Raw genomic sequence first — 14,812 nt, 5'->3', positions numbered from 1 at the left:
CTCAGGACGGCCTGCAATGCTCGACCTCGGGATCGAACCGCGCCCCGTCCACCACGCCTGCGATCAACACACCGGCCTTTCGCCAGCGTCCGCCAAGCGCCAGCCGACCCGCCAGCCTCAGCCGCGACGCGGCATAGCGCAGCGCAGAGCGCCGTCCCTCGTGCCGCCGCTTGGCCAGGATGACGTTGCGCGTCAGATAGCGATGCAGCCGCTCGCGCCGCGCATCCGGCTCGGTCTCGATGGTCAGCCGTCCCGGCGCCGCGCGCACATGCTCGACCCGGCTGGCCGCGACCAGATAGCCCGGCCCCTCGCGCGACAGCCGCAGCGTATATTCCGTATCGTCGCCCCAGATGAACATGGGCGCCAGCGGCAGGCCGTGCCGCATCACCGCCGCCCGGCTGACCAGGACCGACACGAACGTCGCCTGCCGCACCGGCGCCATCCCCTGCTCCAGCCGCTCGCCCCAGGCCGGATAGCCCAGCACATTCTCGCGTCGGTCGATCTCGGGCGTATTGGTCAGATGCCCCTCAGGCGACCTGACGCTGGAACACAGGAAGGCCGGAACAACGCCCTCATCCGCCAGCCCCGCTTCCGCCGCCAGCAAGGCCTCCAGCGCATCCGGCGCCGCCAGCACGTCGTCATCCATCAGCCAGAGACGGTCGGCCCCCGCCTCGATCGCCGCACGGATGCCGGCGTTGAATCCGCCCGCCCCGCCCGTGTTCACCGGCATCCGAACCACCATCGCCTGACCCGCCCAGGCGTCAGCCAGCATCTCGGCGGTGCCGTCATCGCTGGCGTTGTCGATCACCACCACCCCGTCACAATGTCGCGTCTGGGCGATCAGATGCGCCAGACATTGCTCCAGCAGGGCGCGCCGGTTCCACGTCACCACCACCGCCCAAACTGACGTGCTCATGCCGCCATCCGGGCGATGGCCGGCGCCAGCGACTTCTCGACCAGGCTCAGCGCCCGCCCGACCGCCTGGTCCATGTTGTAGTACTGAAAATCGGCCAGCCGCCCGGCGAACCAGACCTTGCCCGCCAGCGTCGCCGCCATCGCGCGATACTCCCCCGCCAATGCTCGCGACGCCTCCGTCAGTATTGGATAATAGGGGTCGTTCACGCCCGCCTCATAAGCCATCGGATATTCGGTCACCGTCGCCGTCGTCGGCCCGCGCTCGCCGGTCAGGTGGCGGAAATCGGTGATACGCGTGAAGTCGAAGTCGTTGGGATAGTTGACTGTCCCGATCGGCAGGCCATCCTCGACATCCACGACCTGATGGTCGAACCGCACGCTGCGATAGGGCAAGGCCCCGACCGACCGGCCGAAATAGTCGTCCAGCGCGCCGCAATAGACCATCCGGTCCCACGACCCCGCCCCCACCTGATCTATCGGCGTGTTCAGCGACACCGTGATGTTCGGATGATCCAGCATCCGCTCAAACAGCGGCCCATAGCCGTCGCGCGGCATGGCCTGGTAGCGGTCGACGAAATAGCGGTCGTCACGGCTGACCGCGATCGGCACCCGCGCGGTGACCGAGGCGTCCAGCGCCTCGACCGGCAGACCCCACTGTTTGGCGGTGTATCCGGCGAACACCTTGTCGAAGACATAGTCCCCCAGTCGCCTCAGATCCGGATCGTCCCCCGCCTGTCGCAGGTCATGGATGCTGGGCCGCGCCCCGAAACCGAAGCGCTGGACCAAGGCGTGCGTCATCCGCTCGGCCGTCGCTGTGGGAAACAGCGTCTCGATCGAATCCAGATTGAACGGCAGCGGCACGTGTTGCCCGTCCACCTGCCCCTGGACCCGATGGGCATAGGGTCGCCATGCCGTGAACTGGCTCAGATAGTCGAAGATGCGCGCGCTGTTGGTGTGGAACACGTGCGGGCCATAGGGATGGATCAGCCGCCCGCCCGCATCGCGCCGGTCGTGCGCATTGCCGCCGACATGGTCGCGCTGATCGATCACCAGCACGCTCTGATCCAGCCCGCGCGCCAGCCGTTCGGCGACCACCGCCCCGGTGAAACCGGCGCCGACGATCAGCCAGTCATATCGCCGGGACATCACGCCCCCTGCCGGTCTGGAACAGCGCGCCCCAGTGCGCCCTCAGGCCGATCAGACACGCCACGACCACCGCCGCCTCGCCGATGATCCGCGCGCCCGCCATGCCGGCCGCGCCAAGGCCGGGCGCCAGCACCACCGCCGGCCCCAGGGTTGCGACACACCCCAGCGCCACAATCAGCGCGAACCGTCCATCCATCCGCAGCGGGTTCATCAGATGCAGCCCTAGCACCTGGCTGACGGCCACCAGCGGCAGCACCCAGGCCAGAAGTCGCAACACGTCGACGGCGCACGCCAACCCCGGCCCGAACAATAGTCTGATCAGCAGCGGCGCCGCCAGCGTCAGTCCCGCCGCCAGCAGCACGAACGACCCCGTCGATGCGGCCAGCGTCCACCGCGCCGTGCGAAACGCCGCCGCATGATCCTGTCCCAGCAGTCCGGCGATCCGGGGCGCAATCAGACCGGCCAGCGGCCGCATCAGCGATCCGGACGCCGCGACCACCCGGTCCGCCGCCCCGTAAAGCGCTGCCTGCGCCGGCCCGGCCAGCGCCGCGACAGCCAGAACGCCCGCCCCCGTATAGGCGACGATCACCGCCCGACTGGCGAACAGCGGCCCGCCCTGGATCAGGAGCTTCACAAAGCCCCGCTCCGGCGCCTGAACCCTCTGCCGTCGCAACAACAGGATGCCGGTCGCGACCAAGCCGGCCCAGACGCCGCCCGCCTGGACGGCCATCACGCCGCCGACGCTCAGGCCGGGCATCGCCAGAACGACCCCCGTCGCGGCCAGGGCGAAGCCAACCTCCAGCATCGCTGCCAAACCGGGATCGCGAATGCCCTGAAAGAACCACAGCAGGCTGGCCCCCTGCCCGATCCCCAGAACGACCGCCATCGCCACGACGACGCTCGCCCCTTCCAGAACCGGATTCAAGGCCGCCAGACCTGCGCCGACCGCAGCGGCGGGCAGGATCAGCACGCCGCGCATCGCCAGGGCCTGACCGACCAGGACGCCGCGCCCTTCGACGGATCCGGCGATGTCGCGCGGCCCCGAGAGCGACTGCCCGTAATCCACGACCACCGACACCACCAAGGCCAGGGCGATGGCCGAGGCGAACATCCCGAACCCTTCCAGCCCCAGTCGTCGCGTCAGAACCGGATAGAGCAGCAGCGGCGCGACATAGCGGGCGACATGCGCGCCATAGACCCAGCCCGCATCGGCCGCGCCGCGCGCCGACAGCAATCGGTGCCTGCCATCCCCCAACTGTCGCCCCCGCGATCAACCCTGGCGCGAGCTTTAGACACGCGCGGCTGCAATCGCAAGCGCGGGGCAGTCGGGCGGCCTAGCCGAAACGGCCCTCGGCCCAGCGCGCGGCGAAATAGCCGCCGGTCGCCGACAGCATCGTCAGGGTCGTGCCCCAGATCAGGTCGATGATCGTCAGCTTGGTCTGCCAGACCGCCAGGGTCGCCTGATTGGTCAGGTCGTAGGTGGCGTAGGCGACGAAGCCCAGCACCGCCCCGTTGATCGCCGCCCGCGTCCAGTTCCCCTCCTTAAGGGCCGGCGCGATCGCCAGGAACACGGTCCCGGCAATGGAGATCAGATAGAAGGCCACCGCCGCCTTCATGTCCGGCTTGTCGGCCATGATCGGCCCGATGACGGGCTTGTACAACCGGTTGGTCATGGTGGTCAGCCAGACGAAATCGATGGCTGCAAAGGTCAGGCCGGCCCCGAGATAGGCCGCGACATATTTGATCATCCTCGTCTCCCTTAAGCCGGCTTCAGTCGATAGTGGCTGACCGCCCAGGTGCGGCCCTCGTCGTTTCCGAACAGACCGGCCGTCGCCAGATAGAAGCGTCGCCAGCGACGGGTCCAAAGTTTGGCGTCGTCTCCATAGGTCTCACGCATCAACACCGCGATACGCGCGGCGTTCCGGTCCATGTTCGCCAGCCAATCATTGGCGGTCTTCGCATAGTGACCGCCGTTCCAGGTCCATTCCTGCTCGACCGCGAACAGGTCCGGAAACTGTCGGATCAGGCCGTGGCTCGGCATGACGCCGCCGGTGAAGAAATGCTGGGCGATGAAGTCGCCGCTGTCGGTGTGATCGAACCGATAGGGCGCGTCGCGGTGCGTGAAGACGTGGATGAACATCCGTCCGTCGTCCTTCAACCAGCCCCGCGCCTTGGTCAGCAGGGCGCGCCAGTTGGCCATATGCTCGAACATCTCAACCGAGACGATGCGGTCGAACCGTTGCTCGGTCTGGAACTCGTTCATGTCGCGCGTGATCACCGTCAGGTTCGTCAGGCCGCGCGCCGCCGCCTGGGCTTCGATATGGCCGCGTTGGCCGTGGCTGTTCGACACCGCCGTGATCTTTGCATTCGGATAGGTCTCGGCCATCCACAGCGACAAAGAGCCCCAGCCGCAGCCCATTTCCAGGATCGTCTGACCGTCCTTCAGATCGGCATGGGCGCAGGTCTCGGCCAGCGCCGCCTCTTCCGCCTGATCGAGAGTCTCGCGGCCCGTGGGATAGAGGCAGCAGGAGTATTTCAGCCGCTTGCCCAGGCACAGCTGGAAAAACTCGGGCGGCAGTTCGTAATGCTGCTGGTTCGCCGCATCCGTATGTTCGGCGATGGCGCGCTGGGCCATTTCGCGCGCAAAGGCCGCCTCGTCATGCGGCCCGTCGCGATCCAGACGCTTTCTGGCCTCTGTCACCAGGCTGTCGATCGCCGGGCGCGTCACGAAGTCCGGGAACGGCGCGTCCTGAAGCTGGCGAATGGCGACATTGGTCAGGTTCATCGGCGTCCTCGATCGTCGGATCTTGCTGCAGGCTTGACGGTAATACGACACCTCGGCCCCGATGGATGCCTGATGGATATCTGACCCCCTTGAACACAACCGAAGCGATGCCGACATCCGCCTTCCGCGACGACCGATTCCGTAGAAAGTGCACCAATTGCACTCTCTTTTTCGAACCCGGCTCGCCGTCGGTTCAGACGAATTAGACGAATTAGACTCTGTTTTTCGCCTTCACCGTCTGAAATCGCCGCGTCGGATCGACGCCGCGTCTTGCCCGCTGCCCGCCCCCGCGTTAGGCGTGGTCAAAAGCCGATATTCATCAGGCAGTGAAAAAAGGGAGAGCGATGGGAAAGATCTACGCTGACGTCACGTCCGCGCTGGAGGGCCTGACCTTCGACGGCATGACGGTCATGTCCGGTGGTTTCGGCCTGTGCGGCATCCCCGAGAACCTGATCGCCGCCCTGCGCGACAGCGGGGTCAAGGGCCTGACGGTCATCTCCAACAACGCCGGCGTCGACGGCTTCGGCCTTGGCCAACTGCTGGGCACCCGCCAGATCGCCAAGATGATCAGTTCTTACGTCGGTGAGAACAAGGAGTTCGAGCGCCAGTATCTGGCCGGCGAGCTGGAGTTGGAGTTCAACCCGCAAGGCACCCTGGCCGAGCGCATCCGCGCCGGCGGCGCGGGCATCCCCGCCTTCTTCACCGCCACCGGCGTCGGCACTCTGGTCGCCGAGGGCAAGGAAGTCCGCAACTTCAACGGCCGCGACTACGTCATGGAGTCCGGCCTGGTCGCCGACCTGTCCATCGTCAAGGCCTGGAAGGCCGACGAGCGCGGCAATCTGGTGTTCCGCAAGACCGCCCGCAACTTCAACCCGATGATGGCCACGGCCGGCAAGGTCACGGTCGTCGAGGTCGAAGAGATAGTCCCGGTCGGCGCGCTGGATCCCGACCACATCCACACGCCGAGCGTCTATGTCGACCGCCTGGTCCAGACCGTGTCCGAAAAGCGCATCGAACAGCGCACCGTCCGTCAACGTGCCGCCGGCGCCGCCGCCGGATCGGAGGTCTGATCATGCCCCGCACCCGCGAACAACTCGCCGAACGTGCCGCCCAGGAACTGCAGGACGGCTTCTATGTGAACCTGGGCATCGGCATCCCGACCCTGGTCGCCAACTACATCCCCGCCGGCATGACCGTGACCCTTCAATCCGAAAACGGCATGCTGGGCATGGGGCCCTTCCCCTATGAGGGCGACGAGGACCCCGACCTGATCAACGCCGGCAAGCAGACGATTACCGAGATCCCGGAGTCGTCCTACTTCTCCAGCGCCGACAGCTTCGCCATGATCCGCGGCGGCCATATCAACCTGTCGATCTTGGGTGCGATGGAAGTGGCCCAGAACGGCGACATCGCCAACTGGATGATCCCCGGCAAGCTGGTGAAGGGCATGGGCGGCGCCATGGACTTGGTTGCGGGCGTCAAACGCGTGGTCGTCGTCATGGAACACGCCAACAAGCACGGCCAGTCCAAGGTCTTGAAGGAATGTAGTCTGCCCCTGACCGGCACCGGCGTCGTCAGCCGCATCATCACCGACCTGGCCACCTTCGACGTCAAGCCGGACGGCGCGGGCCTCGAGCTGATCGAACTGGCCGACGGCGTCACCCTCGACGAAGTCGCCGCCAAAACCGAGGCGGCCTACACCGTCGCACCGGGCTTGCAGGCCGCCTGATAGACCTGCGCCGCTCTGGTCTACCGGGGCGGCGCAGCCTCAAGCCGACGATAGGCCGCGCCAACAAAGGCCATCGTCAGAGGAGCCTGCAAGCCTGTCAGCACCACGGCGAAGACGATCCAGCCCGCATTCCCCGACAGCGCGCCTGCGCCCCACATCAACACCAGCGCGATCTTGGGCGGCGCCGTCACGACAAGCCCGACCAGCAGGGGCCAGAAGCCGCCTCGCGCGACGCTCATGCTTTGCAGCGACACCATCTGCCCGCGCCCGATTGTCGCCGGTGCGAACAGGGACAGGCGCACAGCGAAGGCGATGACGGCGAACAGGGCGAAGGCCGTGACGACCGCCAGCAGGATCAGCTTCCATGCAGGTCCCACCGCGCTCCACTGGCGCATCTCGATGGCCTGGGCGTTCAACTCGGCCATGCCGAACACGGCCAACAGGACCAGGGCCACGACCGACAGGATCATGGCGAGAAAGATCGCGCACAGCAGGCCCGCGCCCAGCAGCCGCACCTCCGGCCGTCCGAACTGCAACCCGACCGGCCCCAAGCCCAGCCGTCGCGCGGCGACCAGATCGTCGGTGATGGCGATCCGCGCCAGCGCGCCCGCCAGCACCAGGGTCGAGGCGAGAGCGCACGCCGCCCAGATCAGGCCCGCTAGGCCCGCCGCCAGCGGCTTGAGGCTGCAGACCACGGCCGCCAGCACGATCGCGCCGCAAGCCCCGCGCGACAGGCGAGGCAGGGCGCGGGCCGCCGCCGACAGCGTCTCGCCCAGCCGTAAAATCCGATGCTCGCTCAATCTACGCCCCCGATGACCGGCGGCGGATATAGCAGGGGGCCATGACACCACGCCACCCGCCCGCTAGAAGGCCGCGATGAGCGCTTCCCCCTCTCCTTCCCCCATCCACGTCATCGGCGGCGGCCTGGCCGGCTCCGAGGCCGCCTGGCAGATCGCCCAAGCCGGCGTGCCCGTCATCCTGCACGAGATGCGCGGCGTGCCCGGCGTCAAGACTGACGCCCACCACACCGATGGCTTAGCCGAGCTGGTCTGCTCCAACTCCTTCCGCTCGGACGACTGGCAGTTCAATGCGGTCGGCCTGCTGCACGCCGAGATGCGGGCGCTGGATTCGGTCATCATGGCCTGCGGCGACATCAACCAGGTGCCGGCCGGCGGCGCCCTGGCCGTGGACCGCGATGCCTTTTCCCAGGCGGTGACCGCCAGACTGACCGCCCACCCCCTGGTCACGATCGTGCGCGAAGAGATCGCCGGCCTGCCGCCGCAGGAATGGGACAATGTCATCGTCGCCACCGGCCCCCTGACCTCCCCCGCCCTGGCCGACGCCATCCTGAAGGCGACGGGCGAGGAGTCCTTGAGCTTCTTCGACGCCATCGCCCCCATCGTTCACGCCGACTCGATCGACTTCGACGTCGCCTGGCGTCAGTCGCGCTATGACAAGGAAGGTCCGGGCGGCGACGCCGCCGCCTATGTCAACTGCCCGATGGACAAGGCTCAGTACGAGGCCTTCATCGACGCCCTGCTGAGCGGTCCCAAGGCCGAGTTCAAGGACTGGGAAAACGTCCCCTATTTCGACGGTTGCCTGCCCATCGAGGTCATGGCCGAGCGTGGTCGCGAGACCCTGCGGCACGGCCCGATGAAGCCGGTCGGCCTGACCAATCCGCGCGACCCGCTGGTCAAGGCCTACGCCATCGTCCAGCTTCGCCAGGACAATGCGCTGGGCACTTTGTTCAACATGGTCGGCTTCCAGACCAAGCTGAAGCACGGGGCGCAGGCCGAGGTCTTCCGCATGATCCCGGGGCTTCAGACCGCCCAGTTCGCGCGCCTGGGCGGTCTGCACCGGAACACCTATCTGAACAGTCCCCAGCTGCTGGATAAGCAACTGCGGCTGAAGGCCATGCCGCGCCTGCGCTTCGCCGGACAGGTGACGGGGGTGGAAGGCTATGTCGAGAGCGCCGCCATGGGCCTGCTGACCGGCCGCCTCGCCGCCGCGCAAGCGCTGGGTCGCGACCTGGCCTCGCCGCCGCCCGAGACCGCCATGGGCGCCCTGGTCGAGCACATCACCGGGGGGCATCTGGCAGGATCGAAATTCCAGCCGATGAACATCAACTACGGCCTACTGCCGCCGCTCGAGGCACCCAAGGTCGATGAGGCGGGCGTCAAGATCCCGCTGAAGGAACGCGGCCGGGCCAAAAAGCGCCTGATGAGCATCCGGGCGATGGAAAGCCTACAGGTCTGGCGCGACGCGGGCTGATTTCTGAGGGCCGGGTCGCTCAGCTCAGCTTGGGCAACTCATGCCGGAACCCCAGCGTCATCACGCCCAGCAGGATGACACCCACGCCCATCAGCACCCAGGCCTGGGTCAGGTCGGCCATGTTGTCGCGCAGCAGGCCAGCGCCCAGCGGCGAGAGGCTGGCGATGATGTAGCCGCCGCCCTGGACGAAGGCGAGCAGATCCCCGGAGCGCGCGGGATCGTCGATCTGGTCCATGGCCAGTATCAGGCTGAGCGGGAAGATTGCGCCGATGCCGAGGCCAAGGACGATCACGATCGGCACGGCCATGCCGAGGGGCGCGACCACGAGACCGGCCAGACCCGCCAGGGCCAGAATCAAGGCCGTCAGGATCGGTCCGCGCCGATCCGGGAAGCGCCCGATGGTCAGCGACACCAGCAGGCCGGCCGTCACCTCCGCAGCCGTCATGCCGCTGAGCAGATAGCCGGCCGTGGCCCTCGGCTCGCCTAGGTCGATGTAGAAGGGCGGCAGCCAGGCCAGCATCAATGTATAGGCCGAGGTCCCCAGGCCCATGATCAGGATCAGCCGCCACGCCCGCCCCTGGCGCCAGAAAGGCAGCTCCGGGTCCGTCGCCTCGACCACTGCGGCGCGGTTCGGCTCTTCAGCTGCGGGGTCGCGCGACGCCGCCAGCCAGATCAGAGCGGCGACGAAGGCCGGCGCGCTCCACAGGGCCAGCGTCCCGGCCCAGCCGATCGTCTCGGCCAGACCGGCCGCCGTGGCCGCCGCGACGGCGGCGCCGCCCATGATGCCGGTGGTGTATAGCGCCATGACCGTGCCGAACTGCAACGGAAAGGCCCGTTTGATGACGACCGGCGCCAAGGCCTGGATCAAGGCGACGCCGATCCCGACGACCACGGCGCTGGCGATCAGGCCGGTCGCGCCGGTCAACACTGCGCGCACCAAGCACGCCCCGCCGATCAGAAGTGCGCCCAGCAAGATCCCGCGCCGCTCGCCCAGTCGCCGACGCAACGGCCGGATCGACAGGGCACCCAGACCGATCATCAGCACGGGCAAGGTGGTCAGCAGGCTGGCGGCGGTCGAACCCATGCCCGTCGCGGCCTCGATCAGATCCAGCAGCGGCCCCACCGCCGCCATCGCCGGCCGCAGATTCAGCGCCAGGGCGACGATGGCCGCCAGCATCAGCAGAGAGGCGCCGCGCGCGAGCGTGGCGTCAGATCGTGCGGTCATGATGAGGACTCCGACTGAAAATCACGCTAGTCTCTCGACCTCAAGTATCTCGATGTCAAGATAACCATGCCCGATAGAGCTTCTCGCGCCGCCGCCCAATGGGCTGTGCAACGCCCCGACCTGGACATGCTGCCGATGGAGGTGCTGGGACGCCTGAACGAGGCGTCGCAACTGGTGATCCGCGAGCGCCAGACGCCGCTGTTCGCGCGCTATGGTTTGCAACACGGCGAGTTCGACGTGCTGGCGACGCTGCGTCGATCCGGCGAACGCGAGGGCCTGACGCCGACCGCTCTGTTCGAGGCGGCGATGATGTCGTCCGGCGGCATGACCGCGCGGATCGACCGGCTGGAAAAGGCGGGCTGGGTTGAGCGGCGTCCACATCCGAGCGACCGACGGGCGACCCTGGTACGTCTGACGGACAGGGGTTTCGACCTGATCGAGACGATCATGCCCAGCCACCAGGAGACGGCCAAAGAGGCCTTGAGCGGCCTGTCGCGAGACGATCAGAAAAGGTTAAACGCCCTGCTGACCCGCTTGATCGCCGGCCTGAACGGCTAGGTCAGATCCGGCCGCGCAGCACGGCCCACAGCAGGCGCAGCCGCTTCAGCGGCTCCGGCCGGTCCGGATCGGTCAGGGCGGCGTGGGCCACGGCCGGGAAGCCGGCAGGCGGCAGGCGTTTCAGCGCCGCATTGGCGGCGGATTTCAGGGACACCGCCTCCTGGCGCCGGCCAGTCTGCGTCAGCCCCCAGACGCGGGCTGCATCGGCCACGGCGGCGTCATGCCCCTGCCCTGCCAGCACACGCGTCGCGACCTGCATCGGGCCGACGTAGAAGGCGTCGAGGTCGTGCGGCTGTTCGCGCACGCGGCCAATGTGGGCGTCGATCAAGGCGTCGAACGGCGCGCTGTCCAGGCCATAACGCGCAACAAGATCGGTCAGCGCCTCCAGCACCGGATGGCCCTTGCGCGGCACGCCGGCGAAGACACCGTCCATCTGTTCCGCCCACCAGGTGTAGCGCATCTCGGCCAGGAGTGGCTGGGTCACGCGCGTGGGGATGGTCATCAGCTCGGCTTCGAAGGCGTACAGCGTGATCAGGTCAGCGCGGACGCGGTCATCCGCGACCAGGCGGCTGGACAGCCAGCGGTCGAGGTCGGCAGTGCGGACCTGTTGGTCGAGCGTATCCGCAGTCTCGGTCAAGCGGCGCGCGACACCGCGAAATCGGCCAGGTCTTCCAGCGCGGCGCGCCAGTCGCTGGACGGCAGGACCGACAGGGCGGCCTTGGCCTGATCGGCATAGTCGCCGGCCAGGTCCAGGGTCGCGCCGATGGCGCCCGAGCCGATGATGAGTTCGCGCGCGCGGGTGAAGTCTTCGGGCGTCCGCTCGCCCTTGGTCACGGTGCGTTCCCAGAAGGCTTCCTCGCGGCCGCGCGTGCGGGCGACCGCCAGAAGCAGCGGCAGGGTCGCCTTGCCCTCGTTGAAATCGTCGCCGGCGTTCTTGCCCAGCGCCTCCGCCGTCGCGCCGTAGTCCAGCGCGTCGTCGGCCAGCTGGAAGGCGATGCCCAACGCCATGCCGTAGTCGCGCAGGGCTTTGATCGCGGCCGGATCGGCGCCGGCGCCCACCGCGCCCGCCTCGGCGGCGGCGGCGAACAGTTCGGCGGTCTTGGCCGAGATGATCTGCAGATAGGTGGCCTGGTCCAGATTCAGATCGTGGGCGCGCGTCAGCTGCAGCACCTCGCCCTCGGAGATCACGCGCGAAGCTTCCGCCAGAATGCCCAGGGCGCGCATCGAATCCGTCTCGACCATCAGTTCGAAGGCGCGGGCGAACAGGAAGTCGCCGACCAGGACGCTGGTGGGCGCGCCCCAGATCAGGTGGGCCGCGACCTTGCCGCGACGCAGTTCGGACGCATCGACGATGTCGTCATGCAGGAGCGTGGCGGTGTGGATGAACTCGACCGCGGCGGCCAGCTTGCGCGGTGCCACGATGTCGTCCGTCGCGCCCACGGCGCGCGCCGCGGCGACGGTCATCAGGGGGCGCAGACGCTTTCCACCCGCCGAAACTAGATGTTCGGCCAGTTTCGGGATGATCGGCACGTCCGACTGCATCCGATCCAGGATCAGGGCGTCCACGGCCGCCATATCGACCTCAGCCAGCCGGACAAGGGCGTTGACGTCCCCCTTCGGGCGGTGAGCGGCGGCGATGGCGACGTCCAAACGAATACTCTTTCACTGGCGCGGCGGGCCGCGGGAATGGCTTTTTGCGGCCGGGCCGGCTTGCCCCCGCGAGTTGCGGCGCACAATGATGTTCGACCCCTTGAGGGTCAAGGAGATTGAGGCTTGGAGCCGGTCGAAACCCTGCCGACGACGATCGTTGAGAACGCCCTGTTGAACGGCCGGGTGCGCTTGCGTCAACCCGCGCGCGGCTATCGCGCCGGGATGGATGCGGCTTTGCTGGCGGCGGCGGTCCCGGCCGAGGCGGGCCAGAGCGTGATCGAGGCAGGCTGCGGGGCGGGCGCGGTCCTGATGCAGATCGCGGCGCGACGGCCCGGCGTGACCCTGACGGGCGTGGAGCGCGATCCGGTGATGGCGGCGCTGGCGACCGAGAATGCGACGCTGAACGGCGCAGCTGGATCAGCTACGATTCGTCAGGGCGACGTGGCGGCCGGGTTTCGGGCCCTCGGCGTGGAGCCAGCCGACTGGGCCATATCCAATCCCCCCTTCTTCGATGACGCCACGGCGTTGCGCGCCCCGGCCGAGGGCAAGCGGGGCGCCTGGATGGCCGACGACGGGCTGAAGGCGTGGACCAATTTCCTGTTGAAGGCGGTGAAGGAAGGCGGACGCATCGTGGTCGTTCACCGCGCCGACCGACTGGCCGATCTGCTGGCTTTACTGGGCGAAAAGGCGGGGTCGTTCGCCGTGCGGCCCATCCATCCCTTTGCGGACGAGCCGGCCAAGCGGGTGCTGGTGCACGCCATCAAGACCGGGCGCGCGCCGCTGCGGCTGCTGCCGCCGCTGATCCTGCACGACCGCGAGGGCGGCAAGCACACCTCCCAGGCCGAGGCCATCCTGCGCGGCGAGGCGTCGCTGCGATGGTGATCGGGTGGTCAATCGCGACCGGAACGCCTAAATGCCGCCTCCTGACGAAATCGAGCCCGCCCCGTGTCACCCGACGACCTTCCGCATGATCTTCAAGACGGCCTGATCGCCGTCGGCGAGGCCGCGCGCGACCTGCGCGAGCCGTGGTGGATCTTCGGCGGGGCGGCGATGGCGCTTTATGGCCTGACCGACATCCATGTGCCCGACATCGACGTGCTGTGCGCGCCGCGCGATGCGCGCAGCCTGCTGGGCGTGCTGGGCGGCGTGGTGATACCCGATCCAGGCGAAGGCCTGTTCCGCTCCGCCGTCTTCGGGCGCGCGCCGGATCAGCCGATCCTGGTCGAGGTCATGGCCGATCTGGAGACCCGCGACGGCGGCGACTGGACCCCGGTCGCCTTCCGCTCGCGCCGCCGCGTCTTCGTCGAGGACACGCCCCTGTTCGTTCCGGATATCCGGGACCACATCGCCCTATACCGCCTGTTCGGCCGCCCCAAGGATCTGGCGCGCGTCGAACAGCTTGAACGACTGATCGCCTGAATGCCTTTCCCCTTCCAGATTTCCGCCACCGAGGGCCGCGCCCGCACCGGGGTGCTGAAGACCGCGCGCGGTGACATCCGCACCCCCGCCTTCATGCCGGTCGGCACCGCCGCCACGGTCAAGGCGATGACGGTGGATCAGGTCAAGGCGACTGGCGCCGACATCCTGCTGGGCAACACCTATCACCTGATGCTGCGCCCCGGCCCTGAGCGGATGGAGCGTCTGGGCGGGCTTCACACGTTCATGGGCTGGGACAAGCCCATTCTGACCGACAGCGGCGGGTTCCAGGTCATGTCCCTGGCCGGCATCTCCAAGGTCAAGGAGGAGGCCGTAACCTTCTCCAGCCACATCGATGGCTCCAAACATGTTCTGACGCCTGAGCGGTCGATCGAAATCCAGGCCGACCGAATCGGCGCCGACATCTCGATGCAGCTGGACCAGTGCGTCGCTTATCCGGCCGAGAAGGATGCAGCCAGAAAGGCGATGGAGCTGTCGATCCGCTGGGGCGCGCGGTCCAAGGCCCGTTTCGGCGAGCGTGAAAACCAGGCCCTGTTCGGCATCCAGCAGGGATCGACCTTCGAGGACTTGCGCCGCCAGTCATCGGAGCAACTGCAAGAAATCGGTTTCGACGGCTACGCCATCGGCGGTCTGGCGGTCGGCGAGGGCCACCACGCCATGTGCGAGGTGCTGGACTATACGCCCGAAATGCTGCCGGCCGACCGTCCGCGCTATCTGATGGGCGTGGGCAAGCCGGTCGACCTGGTCGAGGCGGTATATCGCGGCGTGGACATGTTCGACTGCGTCCTGCCGACGCGCGCCGGCCGTCACGGTCAGGCCTGGACCTGGGATGGCCCGCTGAACCTGAAGAACGCCCGCTTCGCCGAGGATCAGGACCAGCTGGACCCGACCATTGATGGCCCATCATCGTCGTATTCGAAGGCCTACCTGCACCACCTGATCCGCGCCGACGAAATCCTCGGGAAGGTGCTGCTGAGCTGGCACAACATCGCCTTTTATCAGGCGTTGACGGCGGCCATGCGTGCGGCGATTTCCGAGGGTCGGTTCGAACAGTTCAGGCGCGACTTCCACGCCCGCCACACGTCGAACGGCTGAC

At 67.7% G+C, this 14,812-nt stretch carries 16 protein-coding genes; 7 read left to right on the top strand and 9 right to left on the bottom strand.

All coding sequences use genetic code 11. The features are described 5' to 3' along the window. Position 1 precedes the first annotated feature (1 nt). From B3T77_RS12005 to B3T77_RS11985, 5 genes are all read right to left on the bottom strand, one after another. Positions 2-916, bottom strand: a complete 915-nt coding sequence (locus tag B3T77_RS12005) for a glycosyltransferase (RefSeq protein ID WP_292079873.1) — start codon at positions 914-916, stop codon at positions 2-4. Continuing rightward, positions 913-2,061: a UDP-galactopyranose mutase gene (gene glf, locus B3T77_RS12000; RefSeq protein ID WP_292079872.1), complete on the bottom strand. Its 1,149-nt coding sequence runs from the start codon at positions 2,059-2,061 to the stop codon at positions 913-915. Before glf ends, B3T77_RS12005 begins: the two co-directional genes overlap by 4 nt. Beyond that, the gene (locus B3T77_RS11995) at positions 2,045-3,295 is read right to left on the bottom strand and encodes an oligosaccharide flippase family protein (protein ID WP_292079871.1); all 1,251 of its coding nucleotides are present in this window, start codon (positions 3,293-3,295) and stop codon (positions 2,045-2,047) included. The genes glf and B3T77_RS11995 overlap by 17 nt, the downstream gene beginning before the upstream one ends. A 100-nt stretch (positions 3,296-3,395) precedes the next feature. Further along, complete coding sequence (locus B3T77_RS11990; protein ID WP_039245498.1) at positions 3,396-3,809, bottom strand: DUF2177 family protein; 414 nt, start codon at positions 3,807-3,809, stop codon at positions 3,396-3,398. Between the two features lie 11 nt (positions 3,810-3,820). Next, a complete protein-coding gene (locus B3T77_RS11985; protein WP_292079870.1) occupies positions 3,821-4,846 on the bottom strand; it encodes an SAM-dependent methyltransferase in 1,026 nt (341 codons plus the stop codon). A 344-nt stretch (positions 4,847-5,190) separates the two neighbouring features. Here B3T77_RS11985 and B3T77_RS11980 point away from each other — a divergent pair, with 344 nt between their 5' ends. Then, a complete protein-coding gene (locus B3T77_RS11980; RefSeq protein ID WP_292079869.1) occupies positions 5,191-5,916 on the top strand; it encodes a CoA transferase subunit A in 726 nt (241 codons plus the stop codon). A gap of 2 nt (positions 5,917-5,918) precedes the next feature. Next, positions 5,919-6,575 (top strand): 3-oxoacid CoA-transferase subunit B, encoded by a 657-nt coding sequence (locus B3T77_RS11975; protein WP_017504089.1) that lies wholly within the window; start codon positions 5,919-5,921, stop codon positions 6,573-6,575. Between the two features lie 20 nt (positions 6,576-6,595). On the opposite strand, the gene B3T77_RS11970 is transcribed toward B3T77_RS11975, so the two are convergent. Then, positions 6,596-7,375, bottom strand: coding sequence for a hypothetical protein (locus B3T77_RS11970; RefSeq protein WP_292079868.1), 780 nt, complete (start codon positions 7,373-7,375; stop codon positions 6,596-6,598). Between the two features lie 76 nt (positions 7,376-7,451). Here B3T77_RS11970 and trmFO point away from each other — a divergent pair, with 76 nt between their 5' ends. Continuing rightward, positions 7,452-8,846 carry a methylenetetrahydrofolate--tRNA-(uracil(54)-C(5))-methyltransferase (FADH(2)-oxidizing) TrmFO gene (gene trmFO, locus B3T77_RS11965; protein ID WP_292079867.1) on the top strand — a complete coding sequence of 465 codons (1,395 nt, stop codon included), beginning with the start codon at positions 7,452-7,454 and terminating at the stop codon, positions 8,844-8,846. Positions 8,847-8,865: 19 nt separating this feature from the next. Here the strand turns inward: trmFO and B3T77_RS11960 are convergent, their stop codons facing one another. Next, positions 8,866-10,071, bottom strand: coding sequence for an MFS transporter (locus tag B3T77_RS11960; RefSeq protein ID WP_292079866.1), 1,206 nt, complete (start codon positions 10,069-10,071; stop codon positions 8,866-8,868). Positions 10,072-10,137: 66 nt separating this feature from the next. Between B3T77_RS11960 and B3T77_RS11955 the strand changes: the two genes are divergently transcribed. Beyond that, positions 10,138-10,629, top strand: coding sequence for a MarR family winged helix-turn-helix transcriptional regulator (locus B3T77_RS11955; protein ID WP_292079865.1), 492 nt, complete (start codon positions 10,138-10,140; stop codon positions 10,627-10,629). 1 nt (position 10,630) lies between these two features. Here B3T77_RS11955 and B3T77_RS11950 read toward each other — a convergent pair whose 3' ends face one another. Together B3T77_RS11950 and B3T77_RS11945 are read right to left on the bottom strand one after the other, a co-directional pair. Beyond that, positions 10,631-11,266, bottom strand: coding sequence for a squalene/phytoene synthase family protein (locus B3T77_RS11950; RefSeq protein ID WP_292079864.1), 636 nt, complete (start codon positions 11,264-11,266; stop codon positions 10,631-10,633). Continuing rightward, complete coding sequence (locus B3T77_RS11945; protein ID WP_055753370.1) at positions 11,263-12,204, bottom strand: polyprenyl synthetase family protein; 942 nt, start codon at positions 12,202-12,204, stop codon at positions 11,263-11,265. Before B3T77_RS11945 ends, B3T77_RS11950 begins: the two co-directional genes overlap by 4 nt. Positions 12,205-12,402: 198 nt before the next feature. Between B3T77_RS11945 and B3T77_RS11940 the strand changes: the two genes are divergently transcribed. The 3 genes from B3T77_RS11940 (at position 12,403) to tgt (ending at position 14,811) form a co-directional block, all read left to right on the top strand. Beyond that, positions 12,403-13,161 (top strand): tRNA1(Val) (adenine(37)-N6)-methyltransferase, encoded by a 759-nt coding sequence (locus tag B3T77_RS11940; protein WP_292079862.1) that lies wholly within the window; start codon positions 12,403-12,405, stop codon positions 13,159-13,161. 63 nt (positions 13,162-13,224) lie between these two features. Then, positions 13,225-13,698: a hypothetical protein gene (locus B3T77_RS11935; RefSeq protein WP_292079834.1), complete on the top strand. Its 474-nt coding sequence runs from the start codon at positions 13,225-13,227 to the stop codon at positions 13,696-13,698. Next, positions 13,699-14,811, top strand: a complete 1,113-nt coding sequence (gene tgt, locus B3T77_RS11930) for a tRNA guanosine(34) transglycosylase Tgt (protein ID WP_292079832.1) — start codon at positions 13,699-13,701, stop codon at positions 14,809-14,811. Position 14,812: the final 1 nt, after the last annotated feature.

Origin of the sequence: Brevundimonas sp. UBA7838, assembly GCF_002500885.1 — a bacterium.
GTDB lineage: Bacteria > Pseudomonadota > Alphaproteobacteria > Caulobacterales > Caulobacteraceae > Brevundimonas > Brevundimonas vesicularis_C.
The sequence above is the reverse complement of the archived record's forward strand: the minus strand, read 5'-3'. Positions and strand labels throughout refer to the sequence as shown.